The 17,138-nt window shown below is 50.4% G+C and carries 30 protein-coding genes; 2 read left to right on the top strand and 28 right to left on the bottom strand.

Going from position 1 to position 17,138, the window contains the following annotated elements:
• Nucleotides 1–57 precede the first annotated feature (57 nt).
• A complete protein-coding gene (gdhA, locus tag L888_RS0100470; protein WP_027951437.1) occupies nt 58–1,395 on the top strand; it encodes an NADP-specific glutamate dehydrogenase in 1,338 nt (445 codons plus the stop codon).
• A 15-nt stretch (nt 1,396–1,410) separates the two neighbouring features.
• The gene (locus L888_RS0100465; RefSeq protein WP_027951436.1) at nt 1,411–2,334 is read left to right on the top strand and encodes a septal ring lytic transglycosylase RlpA family protein; all 924 of its coding nucleotides are present in this window, start codon (nt 1,411–1,413) and stop codon (nt 2,332–2,334) included.
• Between the two features lie 346 nt (nt 2,335–2,680).
• Here L888_RS0100465 and L888_RS0100460 read toward each other — a convergent pair whose 3' ends face one another.
• The 28 genes from L888_RS0100460 to rplW all read right to left on the bottom strand — a co-directional run bounded on the left by L888_RS0100460 (nt 2,681) and on the right by rplW (nt 17,121).
• On the bottom strand, nt 2,681–3,544 hold the full coding sequence (locus L888_RS0100460; protein ID WP_027951435.1) for a hypothetical protein: 864 nt from the start codon (nt 3,542–3,544) through the stop codon (nt 2,681–2,683).
• A 188-nt stretch (nt 3,545–3,732) separates the two neighbouring features.
• Entirely contained in the window at nt 3,733–4,251 is a 519-nt protein-coding gene (gene rplQ, locus L888_RS0100455; RefSeq protein ID WP_015298362.1) for a 50S ribosomal protein L17, read from the bottom strand.
• A gap of 20 nt (nt 4,252–4,271) precedes the next feature.
• On the bottom strand, nt 4,272–5,264 hold the full coding sequence (locus L888_RS0100450) for a DNA-directed RNA polymerase subunit alpha (RefSeq protein WP_005844095.1): 993 nt from the start codon (nt 5,262–5,264) through the stop codon (nt 4,272–4,274).
• A gap of 12 nt (nt 5,265–5,276) precedes the next feature.
• Nucleotides 5,277–5,885 (bottom strand): 30S ribosomal protein S4, encoded by a 609-nt coding sequence (gene rpsD / locus L888_RS0100445; protein ID WP_005844097.1) that lies wholly within the window; start codon nt 5,883–5,885, stop codon nt 5,277–5,279.
• Between the two features lie 46 nt (nt 5,886–5,931).
• Nucleotides 5,932–6,321 carry a 30S ribosomal protein S11 gene (rpsK, locus tag L888_RS0100440; RefSeq protein ID WP_005844098.1) on the bottom strand — a complete coding sequence of 130 codons (390 nt, stop codon included), beginning with the start codon at nt 6,319–6,321 and terminating at the stop codon, nt 5,932–5,934.
• A 20-nt stretch (nt 6,322–6,341) separates the two neighbouring features.
• The gene (rpsM, locus tag L888_RS0100435) at nt 6,342–6,722 is read right to left on the bottom strand and encodes a 30S ribosomal protein S13 (RefSeq protein ID WP_005844100.1); all 381 of its coding nucleotides are present in this window, start codon (nt 6,720–6,722) and stop codon (nt 6,342–6,344) included.
• 109 nt (nt 6,723–6,831) lie between these two features.
• Nucleotides 6,832–6,948: a type B 50S ribosomal protein L36 gene (gene ykgO / locus L888_RS13885; protein ID WP_015298361.1), complete on the bottom strand. Its 117-nt coding sequence runs from the start codon at nt 6,946–6,948 to the stop codon at nt 6,832–6,834.
• A 25-nt stretch (nt 6,949–6,973) separates the two neighbouring features.
• Complete coding sequence (gene infA, locus L888_RS0100430) at nt 6,974–7,192, bottom strand: translation initiation factor IF-1 (RefSeq protein ID WP_005844106.1); 219 nt, start codon at nt 7,190–7,192, stop codon at nt 6,974–6,976.
• Nucleotides 7,193–7,194: 2 nt separating this feature from the next.
• On the bottom strand, nt 7,195–7,995 hold the full coding sequence (gene map / locus L888_RS0100425; protein WP_027951434.1) for a type I methionyl aminopeptidase: 801 nt from the start codon (nt 7,993–7,995) through the stop codon (nt 7,195–7,197).
• A gap of 15 nt (nt 7,996–8,010) precedes the next feature.
• The gene (gene secY / locus L888_RS0100420) at nt 8,011–9,351 is read right to left on the bottom strand and encodes a preprotein translocase subunit SecY (protein ID WP_005844110.1); all 1,341 of its coding nucleotides are present in this window, start codon (nt 9,349–9,351) and stop codon (nt 8,011–8,013) included.
• Between the two features lie 2 nt (nt 9,352–9,353).
• Complete coding sequence (gene rplO / locus L888_RS0100415) at nt 9,354–9,800, bottom strand: 50S ribosomal protein L15 (protein ID WP_015298359.1); 447 nt, start codon at nt 9,798–9,800, stop codon at nt 9,354–9,356.
• 27 nt (nt 9,801–9,827) lie between these two features.
• Nucleotides 9,828–10,004, bottom strand: coding sequence for a 50S ribosomal protein L30 (gene rpmD / locus L888_RS0100410; RefSeq protein ID WP_005844114.1), 177 nt, complete (start codon nt 10,002–10,004; stop codon nt 9,828–9,830).
• Between the two features lie 16 nt (nt 10,005–10,020).
• Nucleotides 10,021–10,533, bottom strand: a complete 513-nt coding sequence (gene rpsE / locus L888_RS0100405) for a 30S ribosomal protein S5 (protein WP_005844115.1) — start codon at nt 10,531–10,533, stop codon at nt 10,021–10,023.
• 6 nt (nt 10,534–10,539) lie between these two features.
• Nucleotides 10,540–10,884 carry a 50S ribosomal protein L18 gene (gene rplR, locus L888_RS0100400; RefSeq protein WP_005844117.1) on the bottom strand — a complete coding sequence of 115 codons (345 nt, stop codon included), beginning with the start codon at nt 10,882–10,884 and terminating at the stop codon, nt 10,540–10,542.
• A gap of 21 nt (nt 10,885–10,905) precedes the next feature.
• Nucleotides 10,906–11,478: a 50S ribosomal protein L6 gene (rplF, locus tag L888_RS0100395; RefSeq protein WP_015298357.1), complete on the bottom strand. Its 573-nt coding sequence runs from the start codon at nt 11,476–11,478 to the stop codon at nt 10,906–10,908.
• Nucleotides 11,479–11,493: 15 nt separating this feature from the next.
• Nucleotides 11,494–11,889 carry a 30S ribosomal protein S8 gene (gene rpsH, locus L888_RS0100390; protein WP_005844121.1) on the bottom strand — a complete coding sequence of 132 codons (396 nt, stop codon included), beginning with the start codon at nt 11,887–11,889 and terminating at the stop codon, nt 11,494–11,496.
• Nucleotides 11,890–12,053: 164 nt separating this feature from the next.
• Nucleotides 12,054–12,356 (bottom strand): 30S ribosomal protein S14, encoded by a 303-nt coding sequence (gene rpsN, locus L888_RS0100385; protein ID WP_005844123.1) that lies wholly within the window; start codon nt 12,354–12,356, stop codon nt 12,054–12,056.
• Nucleotides 12,357–12,361: 5 nt separating this feature from the next.
• Complete coding sequence (rplE, locus tag L888_RS0100380) at nt 12,362–12,916, bottom strand: 50S ribosomal protein L5 (protein WP_005844125.1); 555 nt, start codon at nt 12,914–12,916, stop codon at nt 12,362–12,364.
• Entirely contained in the window at nt 12,916–13,233 is a 318-nt protein-coding gene (rplX, locus tag L888_RS0100375) for a 50S ribosomal protein L24 (RefSeq protein WP_005844127.1), read from the bottom strand. The genes rplE and rplX overlap by 1 nt, the downstream gene beginning before the upstream one ends.
• A gap of 19 nt (nt 13,234–13,252) precedes the next feature.
• Complete coding sequence (rplN, locus tag L888_RS0100370) at nt 13,253–13,618, bottom strand: 50S ribosomal protein L14 (protein WP_015298356.1); 366 nt, start codon at nt 13,616–13,618, stop codon at nt 13,253–13,255.
• 2 nt (nt 13,619–13,620) lie between these two features.
• On the bottom strand, nt 13,621–13,878 hold the full coding sequence (rpsQ, locus tag L888_RS0100365; protein WP_015298355.1) for a 30S ribosomal protein S17: 258 nt from the start codon (nt 13,876–13,878) through the stop codon (nt 13,621–13,623).
• 11 nt (nt 13,879–13,889) lie between these two features.
• Complete coding sequence (gene rpmC, locus L888_RS0100360) at nt 13,890–14,084, bottom strand: 50S ribosomal protein L29 (RefSeq protein ID WP_005844133.1); 195 nt, start codon at nt 14,082–14,084, stop codon at nt 13,890–13,892.
• Between the two features lie 2 nt (nt 14,085–14,086).
• On the bottom strand, nt 14,087–14,515 hold the full coding sequence (gene rplP / locus L888_RS0100355; RefSeq protein WP_005844135.1) for a 50S ribosomal protein L16: 429 nt from the start codon (nt 14,513–14,515) through the stop codon (nt 14,087–14,089).
• 15 nt (nt 14,516–14,530) lie between these two features.
• Complete coding sequence (rpsC, locus tag L888_RS0100350) at nt 14,531–15,256, bottom strand: 30S ribosomal protein S3 (protein WP_005844137.1); 726 nt, start codon at nt 15,254–15,256, stop codon at nt 14,531–14,533.
• Between the two features lie 8 nt (nt 15,257–15,264).
• Entirely contained in the window at nt 15,265–15,669 is a 405-nt protein-coding gene (rplV, locus tag L888_RS0100345; RefSeq protein WP_005844138.1) for a 50S ribosomal protein L22, read from the bottom strand.
• Between the two features lie 31 nt (nt 15,670–15,700).
• Nucleotides 15,701–15,970: a 30S ribosomal protein S19 gene (gene rpsS, locus L888_RS0100340; protein WP_005844140.1), complete on the bottom strand. Its 270-nt coding sequence runs from the start codon at nt 15,968–15,970 to the stop codon at nt 15,701–15,703.
• Nucleotides 15,971–15,994: 24 nt separating this feature from the next.
• Nucleotides 15,995–16,822: a 50S ribosomal protein L2 gene (gene rplB / locus L888_RS0100335; protein WP_005844142.1), complete on the bottom strand. Its 828-nt coding sequence runs from the start codon at nt 16,820–16,822 to the stop codon at nt 15,995–15,997.
• Between the two features lie 2 nt (nt 16,823–16,824).
• Complete coding sequence (rplW, locus tag L888_RS0100330; RefSeq protein WP_005844144.1) at nt 16,825–17,121, bottom strand: 50S ribosomal protein L23; 297 nt, start codon at nt 17,119–17,121, stop codon at nt 16,825–16,827.
• Nucleotides 17,122–17,138: the final 17 nt, after the last annotated feature.

Genomic DNA, 17,138 nt, shown 5'->3' with positions numbered 1-17,138 from the left:
CGATTGGAGACAGCTCCAATCACACTAACCTTTAAGGCATAAAAAAGTATTACTGCTATGGAAGTTGAACAAGTGATGAAAGGCCTGATGTGGAAACATGCAGGCGAGCCTGAATTCTTGCAGGCTGTGAAAGAAGTGCTCACCTCGATTCAGGATGTCTACAACCAGCATCCGGAGTTTGAGAAAGCGAAACTCATCGAGCGGCTCATCGAGCCCGAACGCGTCTATATGTTCCGCGTGCCCTGGACCGACGACAAGGGCGACGTGCACGTGAACACGGGCTACCGCGTGCAATTCAACAGTGCCATCGGCCCCTACAAGGGCGGACTGCGCTTCCACCCCTCGGTAACGCTAAGCATCATGAAGTTCCTGGGCTTTGAACAGACGTTCAAGAACGCCCTCACCACCCTGCCCATGGGCGGCGGCAAGGGTGGCGCCGACTTCTCCATCCGCGGGCGTTCGGATGCCGAGGTGATGCGTTTCTGCCAGGCTTTCATGCAGGAACTCTACCGACACATCGGCCCCGACGAGGATGTGCCGGCTGGAGACATCGGTGTGGGCGGCCGCGAGATAGGCTATCTCTTCGGCGAATACAAGAAACTCACCCACCAGTTCCAGGGTGTACTCACCGGCAAGGGCATGGAATGGGGCGGCTCCATCCTGCGCCCCGAGGCCACGGGCTACGGCGCGCTCTACTTCGTGAACCAGATGTTGCAGACCCGAGACATCGACATCAAGGGCAAGACGGTGGTCATTTCGGGATTCGGCAACGTGGCTTGGGGAGCGGCCAAAAAGGCTACCCAGCTGGGGGCCAAGGTCATCACCATCAGCGGGCCCGACGGCTACATCTACGACCCCGACGGCATTTGCGGCGAGAAGATAGACTTCATGCTCGAGCTGCGCGGCAGCGGCGAGGACATCTGCCAGCCTTATGCCGAGCAGTTTGCCGGGGCGCAGTTCTTCGAGGGACGCAAGCCCTGGGAGCAGAAAGCCGACATCTACCTGACCTGCGCCACGCAGAACGAGCTCAACGGCCAGGATGCCGACCGCATCATTGCGCATGCTCCCTGCTGCGTGGCCGAGGTGAGCAACATGGGATGCACGGCCGAAGCCGTGGAAAAATTCGTGCGCGCCGAGACGCTCTTTGCGCCGGGAAAGGCCGTGAACGCGGGCGGCGTGGCCACTTCGGGACTGGAAATGACGCAAAATTCCATGCGACTGCACTGGAGCGCCGACGAGGTGGACGACAAACTGCACTATATCATGCACTCCATACACGGGCAGTGCGTGAAGTACGGCACACAAGCCGACGGCTACATCGACTACGTCAAGGGAGCCAACGTGGCCGGATTCATGAAGGTGGCCAACGCCATGATGGCGCAGGGCATCGTATAAAAACAACCCAAATACGTGAACTATAGAAGACAACTGATTATAACCCTCATCTGGACATCAGGCTTTACCTCTATGACGGCTCAAACGTATAGAGGCAAAGCTTCTTATTATTCCAAGCGGGCCACCGGGGCACGGGCGGCCAGCGGGGAGCGGCTGCACCATGACAGCCTGACCTGCGCCCACCGCACCTACCCTTTCGGCACCACGCTGAGAGTGAAAAACCTGTCGAACGGCAAGGAAATTCTGGTGCGCGTGACCGACCGCGGGCCCTATGGCCGCGGCCGCATCATCGACCTGAGCTATGGTGCGGCGCGCGAATTGGGCATGCTAGCCCAAGGTGTCGCCATGGTAGAGGTGGAGCGTGTGGACGGCGTGAAGCCTCCTTACCGCATCAGTGAACGGGAGACGGGACTGCCCGATTTCGAGTTCGACGTCACCAAGGCGGGCTACAGCTTCATTGATGAGTGGACGAGAGAGCGGAGCGTGAACAAAGAGGTGGTGCAGGATGCCAGCCGAAGCATCGCCAATACGAAAAAGACGGAGGAGTCGGCGCAGAGACCCAAACCGGCGGGCAAGCATGCCGAAACGGTTCCCAAAACGGCCGAGGCAGGGTTGAAGAAGCCGGAAAACATGCCGAAGAAACCCGAAATGCCCCTTAAAAAGACAGAAAACCCGGTGAAGAAAACGGCAGACCCGATGGGCAAGATGCCCGAAACGCCTGGAAAGAAAGCGGTGGAACCGGCGGGAAAGAAGTCCGAGCCGGCGGCAAAAAAGCCGGAACCAACGGCCAAGAAGCCGGAAACGACGGGAAAGAAGCCGGAGAATCCGGGTAAAAAGCCCGAGCCACAACCCAAGAAAGCCGAACCGCAGAAGAAAACTGAAGACCCCTCCGTATGGGGCAACGTGTTCGACAAGGTGAAAAACTGGTTTGAAAAATAGGTTTCATGCCGTGCCATCGCTTTGAACGGGCACTATGAAACCTCGATTATTTTTCTTCCTCCTATACCTGCTCCCTCTATTGTCACAGCGCAAACGCGTTGTGATAGCGGTGTGGACGGGTCGTGATTACGGCGTGAACGCATTGCGATAGCGGTGCAGACGCGGTGCGATTACGGCGCAACGGGAACGCGATCGCCCGGGCGTTGCGATGTGACAAGGCTCTTCAAAAAGTGTCCGTTACTGACAAACACCGATTTTCTACTGGGAATTGCCGTAAGGACCGGCCCTTGCATCAATGCCATTTCACACCACGTGCCCACGCGCCAACCCGACTCCCGAGGCACTCCTACTTGCGCGTGGGGATGTTGAACTCGCTCACCTTGGAGATGGACTGTGTGCCCTGCAACACACTCACACAGAACTTGGCACTGCCGGCTTTCAGTCGATTGTTAGCCTTGACCAGAGCCGTGTAGCGAATGCCCTTGCCCGGCATAATCTTTTCGATGTGCATGCTGGGCGAGATGAAGAGGTGGCGGTTGCCTGTGGCCTCGATCACCGTGGGCTGCACATCGTAGAGCGGCTGGTCGCCGCGGTTCATTACCTCGAAGATAATCTTGCAGAGCTCGCCGCGTTGGATTTGTCCATCCTGGTTGTCGTCCACGAAACGGGCATTGCGAATCTCGATGGTCGGGGCATATTTCAGCCCCTCGGCCAGACCCTCCATGCTCGACTGCATGGGCAAAGTGGTCTGAGGCTGCTGGGCGCTGTAGTCGCCCGTGTAGTCGCTGGAGCTGAAATCGTAGATGCGGTCGTCGCCGCTGTTGGACGAGTCGAAGCCGCTGTCGTAGGCGGGAGAATCCTGCACGGGCGATTGTGAACCGTAGGGAGCAGACTGCCGACGCTCTGCACGGTCGGCCGCACGCTCGGCGCGGTCGGCAGCGCGCTCCGCCCGCTCCCGCTCATAAGCACCTGCCTCCTGCTGGCATTGCTCGTCCTGGGCCGCACCAATCATGCCGCCGATGATGGCTCCGCCGGCCATGCCCACAATGGTGCCGATGTCCGACCCGCGCGGACCATCGGAAAGACCTCCGACGGCCGAGCCCAAAATGGCGCCCAGCGAGCCGCCCATATAAGCACCCGAACCGGCGTAAGTGCCACAACCCGTAAGCAAAAGCGAAGCCGTGACAGCAAGGATCCAAATCTTTTTCATTTTCAACGTCTTTTAAACTATAGACAAAGATAAGCCAAAAATGGCTGGCAACGAAGTCCTTTTTCCCTACACGAGGATAGGGAAAACCCTAATAAACACCCCGGCAGAGAGCAAGCCGATGGCATAAAAAAGGTCTGCACCCGCTCGCGGATGCAGACCTCATAAGTGGATTCTATGAATAAAAGAAATTATTCAGCCTTGGGAGCTTCCTCGGCAGGAGCCTCGGCTGCGGGTGCCTCTGCGGCAGTTGCCTCTACAGCCTCTGCTGTTTCGGCAACCTCGGCAGCCTTGTTGCTACGACGGCTGCGGCGCGTCTTCTTCTCTGCCTTGGGAGCCTTGGCCATGTTCTCATCGAAATCGACAAGCTCGATGAAAGCGATGGAAGCGGCGTCACCCTGACGGGTGCCGAGCTTAATCACACGGGTGTAGCCACCGGGACGGTCGGCCACCTTGGCAGCCACCTCTCCGAAGAGCTCCTTCACTGCATACTTGTCCTGCAGATAACGGAAAACTACACGACGGCTGGTCGTTGTGTCGCTCTTGGAGCGTGTGATGAGGGGCTCCACATACGTCTTCAGAGCCTTGGCCTTGGCGAGGGTCGTAGTGATTCTTTTGTGCATAATCAGGCTAGATGCCATGTTTGCAAGCATGCTAGCACGATGAGATGCAGTACGACCCAGATGGTTGAATTTCTTATTGTGTCTCATTTTCTTTTCTTGTTGCGGATTTACTCCTTATCCAATTTATACTTTGAAATGTCGGTTCCAAACGAAAGATTCAGACTCTCGAGCAAATCATCAAGCTCTGAGAGCGATTTCTTACCGAAGTTGCGGAACTTCAACAGATCCGTCTTGTTGTACTGTACGAGATCGCCGAGGGTCTCCACGTCGGCAGCTTTCAGGCAGTTGAGCGCACGAACACTGAGGTTCAGGTCGAGCAGCTTGGTCTTAAGCAGCTGGCGCATGTGCAGCACCTCCTCATCAAACTCCTGATTGCCGTCCTGGTCGGGGCTCTCAAGCGTGATCTTCTCATCGGAGAAGAGCATGAAGTGATAGATGAGAATCTTGGCGGCCTCTTTGAGCGCGTCTTTCGGGTGAATGGAACCATCCGTCGTGACTTCAAGGGTGAGCTTGTCGTAGTCGGTCTTCTGCTCGACACGAGTGGGCTCCACACTGTAGCGCACGTTGCGGATCGGGGTGTAGATGGAATCGATGGGAAGCACATTGACATCCGTGCAGAACTCGCGGTTCTCCTCGGCGGGCACATAGCCGCGACCTTTGTTGACCGTAAGATCAATCTGCATAGAAGCATGGGCATCTAAATTGCAAATCACCAAATCAGGGTTTAACACTTCAAATCCAGTCAGATACTTACCGATATCACCTGCTTTGAATTCGGTGGAATTCTCTACGGTGATACTAACTTTCTCGTTCTCGAATTCTTCTACTACTTGTTTGAATCGAACTTGCTTGAGATTCAAAATGATGTTGGTAACATCTTCCTTTACACCGGGGACCGAAGAGAACTCATGCTCAACACCGCCAATACGGACGGTGTTGATGGCATAGCCCTCCAGCGATGAAAGGAGGATGCGGCGCAGGGCATTACCAATGGTAACACCGAAGCCAGGCTCAAGAGGGGAAAACTCGAATTTTCCGTTGGTCTCCGAAGCCTCCAGCATCACAACTTTATCAGGTTTTTGAAATGCTAATATCGCCATTAATTTAATGATTTATTGTTTAGAGTACAACTCAACGATTAACTGCTCCTTGATATTCTCGGGGATGTCGGCACGCTCCGGCCTATGGAGGAACTTGCCACTCTTACTGTTCTGATCCCACTCCAACCAAGGATACTTGCTGTGATTGAATCCTGCAAGAGCAGTTTCCACCACCTCGAGCGACTTGGATTTCTCACGAACACCAATCACCTGACCGGCCTTCACAGAGAACGAAGCGATATTGACCACCTGGCCATCGACGGTGATGTGTCTGTGGCTCACCAGCTGGCGGGCTGCCGCACGCGTGGGGGCAATGCCAAGACGGAACACCACATTGTCAAGGCGGCACTCAAGAAGTTGAAGCAGCACCTCACCGGTGATACCATCGCTCTTGGCAGCCTTGTCGAACAGATTGCGGAACTGACGCTCCAGCACACCATAGGTGTACTTGGCTTTCTGCTTCTCTGCCAGCTGGGAGCCGTACTCCGACTGTTTGCGGCGACGATCATTGCCGTGCTGCCCTGGAGGGAAATTACGCTTTGCCAGTACCTTGTCTGCACCGAAAATGGGCTCTCCAAAACGGCGTGCAATTCTTGATTTAGGACCTATATATCTTGCCATAATTTATTAAATGCTTTTAATCAATTGTATCTGTTTAATACTCACTTTATACACGACGGCGCTTGGGAGGACGGCAGCCGTTGTGCGGCAGCGGAGTAACGTCTACAATCTCGGTCACCTCAATACCGGCACCGTGGATGGCACGAATAGCGCTCTCACGACCGTTACCCGGACCCTTGACATAAGCCTTTACCTTACGCAGGCCAAGACCATAAGCCACCTTGGCACAGTCCTCTGCTGCCATCTGGGCAGCATAAGGCGTGTTCTTCTTGGAACCACGGAAACCCATCTTACCGGCCGAAGACCAAGAAATCACCTGGCCCTCGCCGTTAGCGAGCGATACAATGATATTGTTGAAAGAGCTATGAACATGGAGCTGTCCGATAGCATCAACTCTTACATTTCTCTTCTTGGATGTTGCTTTTGTTTTTGCCATAATTAATTTCCTCCTCTAAATTACTTAGTAGCTTTCTTCTTGTTAGCAACAGTCTTCTTCTTTCCCTTACGGGTACGAGCATTATTCTTAGTACTCTGACCGCGAACCGGAAGACCATTACGATGACGTACACCACGATAGCAACCAATATCCATCAGGCGCTTGATATTCATCTGGATCTCTGAACGAAGATCACCTTCTACTTTGAATTCAGCACCGATAATTTCGCGGATCTTAGCTGCCTGGTCGTCAGACCACTCGCTGACCTTCAGGTCACGGCTCACGCCGGCTTTATCCAATATCTTTGCTGAACTACTTCGACCTATGCCATAAACATAAGTCAATGCGATTTCGCCACGCTTATTCTGGGGCAAATCTACTCCAACAATTCTTATTGCCATTTGTTGATTGAATAAATGAATTTAATGATTAAATGCGTTAAATGTGCTAAAAAGCATGCAAAGATACAAATTAAAACGGGCAATTTGAATCAATTGCTGTTTTTTAACATTAACCCTGGCGCAATTTAAATTTGGGGTTCTTCTTGTTGATGACGAACAGACGACCCTTACGACGAACGATCTGGCAGTCGGCTGTACGCTTCTTTAATGATGCTCTTGTCTTCATATCTGAAAGATATCTAATTGATTGGTTATTTGTATCTGAATTCAATTCTGCCCTTTGTGAGATCGTAGGGGCTCATGGCCACTTTTACCTTGTCGCCAGGAAGAATCTTGATGTAATGCAAACGCATCTTTCCAGAAATGTTTGCAATAATCTGTACTCCATTCTCGAGTTCAACGCGGAACATGGCATTAGAGAGACTCTCGATAACCGTTCCGTCTTGTTCAATTGCAGACTGCTTTGACATATTTAATAAATAACTCTTTCTTGATGTTCTATTTCTTCAAACGTTGATAAAATCTCTGCCCCACCCTTTCGTATGGCGATGGTGTGCTCGAAATGCGCAGCCGGCTTGCCGTCGCGGGTGACGATGCTCCATTTGTCTGGCAACATCCATATACGCCGGTCGCCCATGGTTATCATAGGCTCGATAGCAATGCACATTCCAGACTTGAGCATAGTCCCCTGCCCGCGGGAGCCATAGTTGGGAACAGGGGGATCCTCGTGCATTTCTCGGCCTATTCCATGGCCGGTCAACTCGCGGACAACCCCATACCCCTGGGCTTCGCAAAAGTCCTGCACCGCTGCACTTATATCGCCAATGTGCTTTCCCGGCAGTGCCTGTTCAATGGCTCTATACAGACTTTCCTTGGTTGTCTTGAGAAGATGCCTCACCTCCTCACTGACCTTGCCCACACAGAAAGTGTAGCAACTGTCACCATTGAAACCATCCAGAAGTGCACCACAATCCACAGATATGATGTCGCCTTCCTTCAGAACGGCATCTGCACTCGGTATGCCATGTACGACGACATGGTTGACCGAGGTACAGATAGAGCCGGGAAAAGGTCCTCCGTAAGGATTGGGGAAGTTCTTGAACGTTGGTGTGGCACCGTGGTCGCGAATGAACTCCTCCGCAATCTGATCCAACTGGAGGGTCGTTACACCTGGTTTGATATGTCTGCCCACCTCTGCAAGGGTTGCACCAACAAGTTGGTTGGCCTTGCGCATGAGCTCGATTTCATCCTCTGTCTTCAGAAATATCTTCATTTCCAAAAGACCAAATTAGTAAGCGCTTACAGTTCCGCTATTGCGAGTATGACCAGAGTTCAGCAAGCCATCATAGTGACGCATGAGCAAGTAGCTTTCTATCTGCTGGAGCGTGTCAATGACCACACCTACAGTAATCAGCAGCGAGGTGCCGCCAAAGAACTGCGAGAAAGCAGTCTGGACATCGAGCAGTCCGGCAAAAGCTGGCATCACGGCGATGAAGGCAATAAAGAGCGAACCAGGCAACGTGATGCGGGACATCACGGTGTCGATGTACTCGGCGGTATCATGACCAGGCTTGACACCAGGGATGAAACCATTATTACGCTTCATGTCTTCAGCCATCTGCTGAGGATTCAGTGTAATAGCCGTATAGAAGTACGTAAATGCTATGATGAGAATGACATAAACAACGTTGTAGAGCAAGCTACGGTTGTCCATCATGTCATGAACCCACCAAGACGCGCCATCACTTTGGAACTGAACGATAAGCAGGGGAATGAACATCAGTGCTTGAGCAAAGATGATAGGCATGACGTTGGCTGCAAAAAGCTTGAGGGGGATGTACTGGCGTGCACCTCCGTACTGCTTGTTGCCGACCAGCCGCTTGGCATACTGCACAGGTACCTTGCGCGTTCCTTGCACCAAGAGAATTGATGCACAAACAACTGCATAGAGAATGAGAATCTCAGCGATAAACATCACAAGTCCACCACCAGAAATGGCGGTGAACCTGGAACTTACCTCCTGCACGAATGCCTGAGGCAAGCGGGCAATAATACCCAACATGATGATTAATGAGATACCATTCCCTACTCCCTTGTCCGTGATACGCTCACCCAGCCAAAGAATGAACATACTGCCTGCTGCAAGGATGATTGTGGCCGGAATCATGAACACACTCCAAGAGATGCCGCTGGCCAGTGCAGAAGTGGCCTGCATCTTCAGATTGATCAGGTAACTCGGAGCCTGAAACAGCAGAATGGCTACTGTCAGGACTCGAGTGTACCATTGGATTCGTTTATGACCACTTTCGCCTTCACGCTGCATCTTCTGAAAATAAGGTACAGCAACGGCAAGCAGCTGCATAACAATGGAAGCTGAGATGTAAGGCATAATTCCAAGCGCAAAGATTGACGCATTGGAAAAAGCTCCACCAGAGAACATGTCCAACAGTGACATCAAGCCACCGGCGGTCTGCGACTGAAGCTGATCAAGCTTGGCCGGATCTATACCTGGCAAAACCACGAACGACCCAAAGCGATAGATAGCCGTAAACAGAAGAGTGACGAGGAGACGCTGACGCAAGTCCTCGACCTTCCAACAGTTCTTTAGTGTCTCAATAAACTTTTTCATTGTTAGATTATTGTTGCGTTACCACCAACAGCTTTAATTGCCTCTTCTGCTGTCTTGGAGAAAGCATGAGCTTCCACTTCGACCTTAGCTTTAAGCTCGCCGTTACCAAGAATCTTCACCAACTCCTTGCCATTGGTCAGGCCAGCAGCAACGAGTTCGGCAATTCCAATCTTGGTAAAGTTCTTTTCCTCAGCCAGCTTCTGCAGCGTAGACAGATTGACAGCGAAATACTCCTTATGGTTAATATTCTTGAAACCAGCCTTCGGAACACGACGCTGCAGTGGCATCTGACCACCCTCGAAGCCAATCTTGCGCTTATAACCAGAGCGAGCCTTGGCACCCTTGTGACCGCGAGTAGAAGTGCCGCCCAGACCTGAACCCGGACCACGACCAATGCGACGACGAGAATGTGTAGAACCCTTTGCTGGCTTCAAATTATTTAATTTCATGATTACGTCTGAATTTAAAAAGAATTATTACTTAACTACCTCAACCAGGTGGTGAACCTTGCGAATCATGCCCTGGATGCTCGGAGTGTCTTCAACCTCAACAACCTGGGAGATCTTGCGGAGGCCCAGAGAAAGAAGTGTTCTCTTCTGGTCTACGGGAGCACCGATACGGCTCTTAATCTGCTTAACTTTAATTGTTGCCATGTTGTGTATCTCCTAATTAACCGTTAAATACTTTATCCATAGAAATACCGCGCTCACCAGCAATCTGATAAGCATCACGCATCTCAGACAAGGCGGCGATAGTGGCCTTTACCAAGTTGTGGGCATTGGAAGAGCCCTTGGACTTGGCAATCACGTCAGAAACACCGGCACTCTCCAGCACGGCACGCATGGCACCACCAGCTTTCAGGCCTGTACCTGCTGCTGCCGGCTTCAGCAAAACCCGAGCTCCACCGAATTTTACTTCTACTTCGTGGGGAATAGTACCCTTGAGCACAGGAACCTTCACCAGATTCTTCTTGGCAGCCTCCGTACCCTTGGCAATGGCTGCTGTAACCTCGCCGGCCTTTCCCAGGCCATAACCGATTACGCCCTTGCCGTCACCAACAACAATGATGGCAGCGAATGTGAATGTGCGACCACCCTTGGTAACCTTAGTTACGCGGTTGATGGCAACCAAGCGATCCTTTAATTCAGCGTCACTATTTACTTTTACTTTATTCATTGCCATAAATGTTTAAAATTTGAGACCACCTTTACGAGCCGCATCAGCCAAAGCCTGAACGCGGCCATGATAGAGGTAACCGTTGCGGTCGAACACTACAGACTCCACACCAGCAGCCTTGGCTTTCTCTGCAACGAGCTCGCCAACTTTCTCTGCCTGCTGAATCTTAGGCATCTTCTCAAGACCAAGTGAGGAAGCTGCGGCAAGTGTCCGGCCTTCTTTATCGTTGATAATCTGAGCGTAAATCTGCTTGTTAGAGCGGAATACACTGAGACGGGGACGCTCAGCCGTTCCATTCACACTCTTGCGAATGCGGAACTTTATCTTAATTCGTCTTTCTACTTTCTTTGTTGTCATAATCGTAAATCCTAATTAAAATTACTTCGCTGCAGCGGTCTTACCAGACTTTCTGCGAATAACCTCGCCCTTAAACAGGATACCCTTACCCTTGTAAGGCTCAGGCTTACGGAAAGAACGAATCTTAGCACAAATGAGACCCAGCAACTGCTTGTCTGCACTCTCCAGTGTAATGATAGGGTTCTGGTTTCTCTCAGACTTGGTCTCCACTTTTACCTCGCTCGGAAGCTCAAGGAAGATCGGATGTGTATAACCCAGCGAAAGCTCAAGGAGATTGCCTTGGTTGGAAACACGATAACCGACACCGACAAGCTCAAGCGTCTTGGTATAGCCTTCGCTCACGCCAACAACCATGTTATTGACCAACGAACGATAAAGGCCATGGAAAGCCTGCTTCTGCTTGGTTTCAACAGGACTGTTCTCATCTATTTCGAGAATGAGTTCAGCATCCTGGCGATTCAACTTGATAGAAGGATTGATATACTGTGAAAGTTCACCCTTAGGGCCCTTTACTGTAACAACATTGGTCTTCTCGTCAAAGTTTACAGTAACACCTGACGGAATACTAATTGGCAATTTTCCTATTCTTGACATGCTCAAATCCTCCAATTAATAAATGTAGCAAAGAACTTCGCCGCCGATCTTCAAGTCAGCAGCCTCCTTGTTGGTCATCACACCCTGGGACGTGGATAAGATGGCGATACCCAGTCCATTAATAACTCTCGGCATGTCCTTGTAACCAGTGTAACGGCGGAGACCTGGTGTAGACACACGCTTCAAATTCTTGATAGCGTTTTGCTTGGTTTCGGGATCATACTTCAAGGCAACCTTGATTGTTCCCTGAGGACCATCCTCAATGAACTTGTAGTTCAGAATGTAACCTTTCTCAAAGAGAATCTTTGTAATCGACTTCTTCAAGTTAGACGCAGGAACCTCTACCACACGGTGATGAGCCATGATTGCGTTTCTGAGTCTTGTCAGATAATCTGCTATTGGATCTGTCATAAAATATAAAAGTTTAATTAATCGGGACTACCCCGACAATATTAAAAAATCGTTGGACGGTGATAGGAGATAGTGAAAAGTGCTCGACGAAACGGTATATGGCCCTTGCAGCCAAGTTAACTGTCACCAGCCACTATTCACTATAACCACGTTCACACTTCCTATTACCAGCTGGCTTTCTTCACGCCCGGAATAAGACCTTGAGAGGCCATCTCACGGAACTGGATACGGGAAATACCGAACTGACGGATGTAACCCTTAGGACGACCCGTTATCTTGCAGCGGTTGTGCAGACGAATAGGGTTGGCGTTCTTGGGGATAACCTGCAACTTGCGGGCAGCCTCGTAAGCCTCGGCAGGATCCTGTGCAGTAGCGATAATCTTCTTCAGAGCTGCGCGCTTCTCAGCGTAACGAGCAACAAGTTTCGCACGTTTTACCTCGCGAGCTTTCATTGATTCTTTTGCCATATCTCTTAATCGTTTTTAGCGTTCTTGAAAGGAAGTCCGAAAGCCTTGAGAAGAGCATAGCCTTCTTCGTCAGTCTTTGCAGAGGTCACGAAAGTGATGTTCATACCCTGAATGCGATCCACTTGGTCGATGTTAATTTCAGGGAAAATAATCTGCTCCGTCACACCGAGCGTATAGTTGCCACGGCCGTCAAACTTGCTGTTGATGCCCTTGAAATCGCGGATACGGGGCAAAGCCACACGCACGAGTTTTTCGAGGAACTCATACATGCGCTCACGGCGCAGTGTAACCATCACGCCAATCGGCATCTTCTTACGAAGCTTGAAGTTGGCAATATCCTTTTTGGAGAATGTAGCTACGGCTTTCTGTCCGGTAATGGCAGAAATCTCGTTCACGGCTACATCAACAATCTTCTTGTCCTGAGTAGCATCGCCAAGACCCTGATTGATCACGATCTTCTGCAAAACAGGAACCTGCATTGACGAAGTATAGTTGAACTGCTCTTTCAAAGCAGGGGCAATCTGCTCGTTATATTGTTTCTTTAACTGTGCTGTATCCATTATTTAATCTCCTCCCCTGACTTTTTAGCAATACGAATAATCTTCTTACCCTCGCGCTTGATGGCAATACGAGTTGCCTTGCCGCTCTTGGGGTCGATCAGACTCAAATTCGAGATGTGAATAGGAGCCTCCATCTTCACAATACCTCCCTGAGGATGCTTGGCAGAAGGCTTTGCGCTCTTTGAAACCACATTGACTCCTTCGACGATAGCGCGGTTCTCAGCAACCAGCACCTTGAGCACTTTACCGCTTTTGCCCTTGTCTGCACCGGCAAGCACAATTACGGTATCGTCTTTCTTTATATGTAACTTACTCATTACTTTAAATGTTTAATGATTAAAGGACCTCAGGTGCCAAGGAAACGACTTTCATGTTCACAGCACGCAACTCGCGAGCCACAGGACCAAAAATACGGCTACCACGGAGCTCACCGGCATTGTTAAGCAACACACAGGCGTTGTCGTCGAAACGGATGTAGGAACCGTCCTGACGGCGGATCTCTTTCTTGGTGCGTACAACCAGAGCCTTAGATACTGCACCTTTCTTCAAATCACTGGATGGAATGACATTTCTGACTGCAACAACAATCACGTCACCAACACTAGCATAACGGCGGCCGGTACCACCAAGTACCCGGATGCACATAGCCTCACGTGCTCCGCTGTTATCACAAACTGTAAGTTTAGATAATGCCTGTATCATAATTACTTAGCCTTTTCTACGATTTGTACTAATCTCCATCTCTTCGTCTTGGACAGAGGACGAGTCTCCATAATCTGAACGGTATCACCTACGTGAGCCTCATTCTTCTCGTCATGAGCATGGTACTTCTTTGTCTTCTGGACAAACTTACCATAAATAGGGTGCATCTCCTTGAACTTGCTTGCAATAACAATGGTTTTATCCATCTTGTCACTGACAACAACACCCTGTCTTACCTTTCTTAAATTTCTTGTTTCCATCTGGACCATTATTATTTTCCAAGTTCTCTCTGACGAAGTTCTGTCTTCATGCGCGCGATATCACGACGGGTAGCCCTAATCTGCATAGGATTCTCAAGCGGAGTGACCTGGTGGTTGAGCTTCATATTGTTCAGAGCTTCCACTGTCTGCTCCAGCTTCTCGCGCAAGTCCTTGTCGGCGAGTTCTTTCAATTCTTTACTCTTCATAATTAAGCATTTTTATCGTAATCACGTCTTACCACAAACTTGGTCTTCACTGGGAGCTTCTGCGCAGCGAGGCGAAGGGCCTCCTTGGCAATATCAAAGCTCACACCCTCTACTTCAAAGAGGATACGTCCCGGAGTAACCGGTGCAACCCATCCAGCGGGATCACCCTTACCCTTACCCATTCGGACATCGGCAGGCTTGCGGGTGATGGGCTTGTCCGGGAAGATGCGAATCCAGACCTGACCTTCACGGTTCATATAACGGTTGACAGCGACACGTGCTGCCTCAATCTGACGGCTGTCGATCCATTTGGCTTCAAGGGTCTTGATACCGAATGATCCGAAAGCCAGCTGTGTACCCCTATGGGCGTTGCCCTTATTGCCACGTCCGTCTTGAGGTCTTCTATATTTTACTCTTTTTGGCTGTAACATTGTAGCTTCTTACTTTTAACGGTTATTACTTCTTCTACGACCACCGCGGCCCTGGCGACCATTGCTACGACTGCCGCCCTGCTTCTCCTGCGAGAAGTTAGGAGCGAGGTCACGCTTGCCGTAAACCTCACCTCGGCAAATCCATACCTTGATGCCCAGAAGTCCCACCTTGGTCAGAGCCTCTGTTTGGCAGAAGTCGACGTCTGCACGGAATGTATGCAACGGAGTACGACCCTCCTTGTACATTTCCTTACGGGCAATTTCCGCACCGTTCAGACGGCCGGAGATCTGAATCTTAATACCCTCAGCACCAGCACGCATAGTGTTCTGGACAGCCATTTTGATTGCACGGCGATAAGCCATCATGTGCTCAATCTGACTGGCAACGTTCTTGCCAACGATCGTAGCATCAAGTTCAGGCTTCTTCACCTCGAAGATATTAATCTGAATATCTTTCTTGTAGAGTTTCTTCAGCTCCTCTTTCAGTTTGTCTACATCCTGACCACCTTTACCAATGACGATCCCCGGACGGGCTGTGCAAATAGTGATGGTGACGAGTTTCAGAGTACGCTCGATGACAATGCGCGAAACGCTGGCTTTCTCCAGACGCTTGTTCAGATACTTGCGGATTTCACGATCCTCCACGAGGTTCTCTCCGAAGCTCTTGCCACCGAACCAATTTGAATCCCAACCACGGATAATACCAAGACGGTTGCTTATTGGATTTACTTTCTGTCCCATTCTATTTCTTATTTTTCATCGTTAGTTTTGGCATCAACAAACAAAGTCACGTGGTTTGAACGCTTGCGGATTCTGTAACCACGGCCCTGAGGAGCCGGTCTCATACGTTTCATTGTGACGCCTTCGTCAACGAAGACTTTGCTTATAAAGAGTTCTCCATCCTCTGCCTTGCGGTCATTCTTAACCTCCCAGTTGGCAATGGCCGAGCGCAGCAGCTTCTCCACGTCGGCAGCTGCCTTTTTCTTGGAGAACTTCAGTACTGCGAGGGCACGGTTCACCTCAAGGCCACGAATCAAGTCTACGACATAGCGCATCTTACGTGGGGAAGAGGGGACACCCTTCAGTTTGGCGAAGTACAGATTCTTGCGGGCTTCTTTCATCTTTTCAGCCGCATTATGTTTTCTTGCTCCCATTATTATTCTAATTTAAAATGGTTTTGTCCCCTTACTTCTTGTTATTGCCGGAGTGGCCGCCGAAACGACGGGTCGGAGAGAACTCTCCGAGCTTGTGACCCACCATGTTCTCGGTAATGTATACAGGGATAAATTTGTTTCCGTTATGAACTGCAACAGTATGACCCACGAAATCCGGGGAAATCATTGATGCTCTGGCCCAAGTCTTCACAACACTCTTCTTTCCACTCTCGTTCATGGCGAGAATCTTCTTTTCGAGTGATACGTTGATATAAGGACCCTTTTTAAGTGAACGACTCATAATCTTCTACTCTAATTAACTTGGTTACTTCTTGTTAGCTCTTTCAATGATATACTTGTTAGAGAGCTTCTTAGGTGCACGTGTCTTGAGACCCTTTGCATACAAGCCCTTGCGCGAACGCGGGTGACCACCTGACTGACGGCCTTCACCACCACCCATGGGGTGATCGACAGGGTTCATAACGACACCGCGGTTGTGAGGACGACGGCCCAGCCAACGGGAACGTCCAGCCTTACCAGACTGTTCCAGAGCGTGGTCAGAGTTGCCGACACTACCAACGGTAGCCTTGCAGGCAGAGAGAATCTGGCGAGTCTCTCCTGAAGGGAGCTTAATCACACAATAAGCACCATCACGTGAAGTTAACTGAGCAAAGTTACCAGCCGAACGAACGAGCAGAGCACCCTGTCCGGGACGCAATTCAATGTTGTGAATCACGGTACCCACGGGGATGTTGGCCAACGGGAGAGCATTACCGACCTCGGGTGCTGCCTCAGCACCCGACATCAGTGTTGCGCCCACCTTCAGTCCGTTAGGAGCAATAATGTAACGTTTCTCACCATCTGCATAGAATAAGAGGGCAATACGAGCAGACCGATTAGGGTCATACTCGATTGTCTTTACTACAGCAGGAACACCATCTTTCTCTCGTTTGAAGTCGATCAGGCGAAACTTCCTCTTATGACCACCGCCGATGTAGCGGACAGTCATCTTACCGGTGTTGTTTCGACCACCGGTAGAACGTTTACCGTAAACGAGAGACTTTTCTGGCACGGATGCAGTAATCTCCTCGAACGTGCCAATAACCTTGTGTCTTTGTCCCGGGGTGACCGGGCTGAATTTACGTACTGCCATTTTTAATCTATATTGCTGTAAAAATCAATTGTCTCACCATCTTTCAAGGTGACGATAGCTTTCTTGAACGCGTTCTTCTGGCCTTTCACAAGACCTGCCTTGGTATAGCGGCTGGAGCGCTTGCCGGCATAGCGAAGCGTGTTCACATCAACGACTGTAACATGATACAGACCCTCGACCTCTTTCTTAATCTGGAGCTTGTTAGCTTCTGGGCGGACAACAAAGCCGTAACGGTTCGGTTGTTTGTCTGTAATCTTGGTCATCTTCTCAGTGACCAGGGGTTTGATGATAAATGCCATAATTCTAATTCTACTCT

Source organism: Hallella seregens ATCC 51272 (assembly GCF_000518545.1).
GTDB classification, from domain to species: Bacteria; Bacteroidota; Bacteroidia; order Bacteroidales; family Bacteroidaceae; genus Prevotella; species Prevotella seregens.
The sequence above is the reverse complement of the archived record's forward strand: the minus strand, read 5'-3'. Positions and strand labels throughout refer to the sequence as shown.

Bases quoted from the DNA above. Each gene is read 5' to 3' on its own strand.
- gdhA (WP_027951437.1), top strand. From the start codon at position 58: ATGGAAGTTGAACAAGTGATGAAAGGCCTGATGTGGAAACATGCAGGC.
- L888_RS0100460 (WP_027951435.1), bottom strand. From the start codon at position 3,544: ATGAAAAAGATTTGGATCCTTGCTGTCACGGCTTCGCTTTTGCTTACG.
- rplQ (WP_015298362.1), bottom strand. From the start codon at position 4,251: ATGAGACACAATAAGAAATTCAACCATCTGGGTCGTACTGCATCTCAT.
- L888_RS0100450 (WP_005844095.1), bottom strand. From the start codon at position 5,264: ATGGCGATATTAGCATTTCAAAAACCTGATAAAGTTGTGATGCTGGAG.
- rpsD (WP_005844097.1), bottom strand. From the start codon at position 5,885: ATGGCAAGATATATAGGTCCTAAATCAAGAATTGCACGCCGTTTTGGA.
- rpsK (WP_005844098.1), bottom strand. From the start codon at position 6,321: ATGGCAAAAACAAAAGCAACATCCAAGAAGAGAAATGTAAGAGTTGAT.
- rpsM (WP_005844100.1), bottom strand. From the start codon at position 6,722: ATGGCAATAAGAATTGTTGGAGTAGATTTGCCCCAGAATAAGCGTGGC.
- ykgO (WP_015298361.1), bottom strand. From the start codon at position 6,948: ATGAAGACAAGAGCATCATTAAAGAAGCGTACAGCCGACTGCCAGATC.
- infA (WP_005844106.1), bottom strand. From the start codon at position 7,192: ATGTCAAAGCAGTCTGCAATTGAACAAGACGGAACGGTTATCGAGAGT.
- map (WP_027951434.1), bottom strand. From the start codon at position 7,995: ATGAAGATATTTCTGAAGACAGAGGATGAAATCGAGCTCATGCGCAAG.
- secY (WP_005844110.1), bottom strand. From the start codon at position 9,351: ATGAAAAAGTTTATTGAGACACTAAAGAACTGTTGGAAGGTCGAGGAC.
- rplO (WP_015298359.1), bottom strand. From the start codon at position 9,800: ATGAAATTAAATAATTTGAAGCCAGCAAAGGGTTCTACACATTCTCGT.
- rpmD (WP_005844114.1), bottom strand. From the start codon at position 10,004: ATGGCAACAATTAAAGTTAAGCAGATTAAGAGCCGTATCGGTGCTCCC.
- rpsE (WP_005844115.1), bottom strand. From the start codon at position 10,533: ATGGCAATGAATAAAGTAAAAGTAAATAGTGACGCTGAATTAAAGGAT.
- rplR (WP_005844117.1), bottom strand. From the start codon at position 10,884: ATGACAACAAAGAAAGTAGAAAGACGAATTAAGATAAAGTTCCGCATT.
- rplF (WP_015298357.1), bottom strand. From the start codon at position 11,478: ATGTCAAGAATAGGAAAATTGCCAATTAGTATTCCGTCAGGTGTTACT.
- rpsH (WP_005844121.1), bottom strand. From the start codon at position 11,889: ATGACAGATCCAATAGCAGATTATCTGACAAGACTCAGAAACGCAATC.
- rpsN (WP_005844123.1), bottom strand. From the start codon at position 12,356: ATGGCAAAAGAATCAATGAAAGCTCGCGAGGTAAAACGTGCGAAACTT.
- rplE (WP_005844125.1), bottom strand. From the start codon at position 12,916: ATGGATACAGCACAGTTAAAGAAACAATATAACGAGCAGATTGCCCCT.
- rplX (WP_005844127.1), bottom strand. From the start codon at position 13,233: ATGAGTAAGTTACATATAAAGAAAGACGATACCGTAATTGTGCTTGCC.
- rplN (WP_015298356.1), bottom strand. From the start codon at position 13,618: ATGATACAGGCATTATCTAAACTTACAGTTTGTGATAACAGCGGAGCA.
- rpsQ (WP_015298355.1), bottom strand. From the start codon at position 13,878: ATGGAAACAAGAAATTTAAGAAAGGTAAGACAGGGTGTTGTTGTCAGT.
- rpmC (WP_005844133.1), bottom strand. From the start codon at position 14,084: ATGAAGAGTAAAGAATTGAAAGAACTCGCCGACAAGGACTTGCGCGAG.
- rplP (WP_005844135.1), bottom strand. From the start codon at position 14,515: ATGTTACAGCCAAAAAGAGTAAAATATAGAAGACCTCAAGACGGACGT.
- rpsC (WP_005844137.1), bottom strand. From the start codon at position 15,256: ATGGGACAGAAAGTAAATCCAATAAGCAACCGTCTTGGTATTATCCGT.
- rplV (WP_005844138.1), bottom strand. From the start codon at position 15,669: ATGGGAGCAAGAAAACATAATGCGGCTGAAAAGATGAAAGAAGCCCGC.
- rpsS (WP_005844140.1), bottom strand. From the start codon at position 15,970: ATGAGTCGTTCACTTAAAAAGGGTCCTTATATCAACGTATCACTCGAA.
- rplB (WP_005844142.1), bottom strand. From the start codon at position 16,822: ATGGCAGTACGTAAATTCAGCCCGGTCACCCCGGGACAAAGACACAAG.
- rplW (WP_005844144.1), bottom strand. From the start codon at position 17,121: ATGGCATTTATCATCAAACCCCTGGTCACTGAGAAGATGACCAAGATT.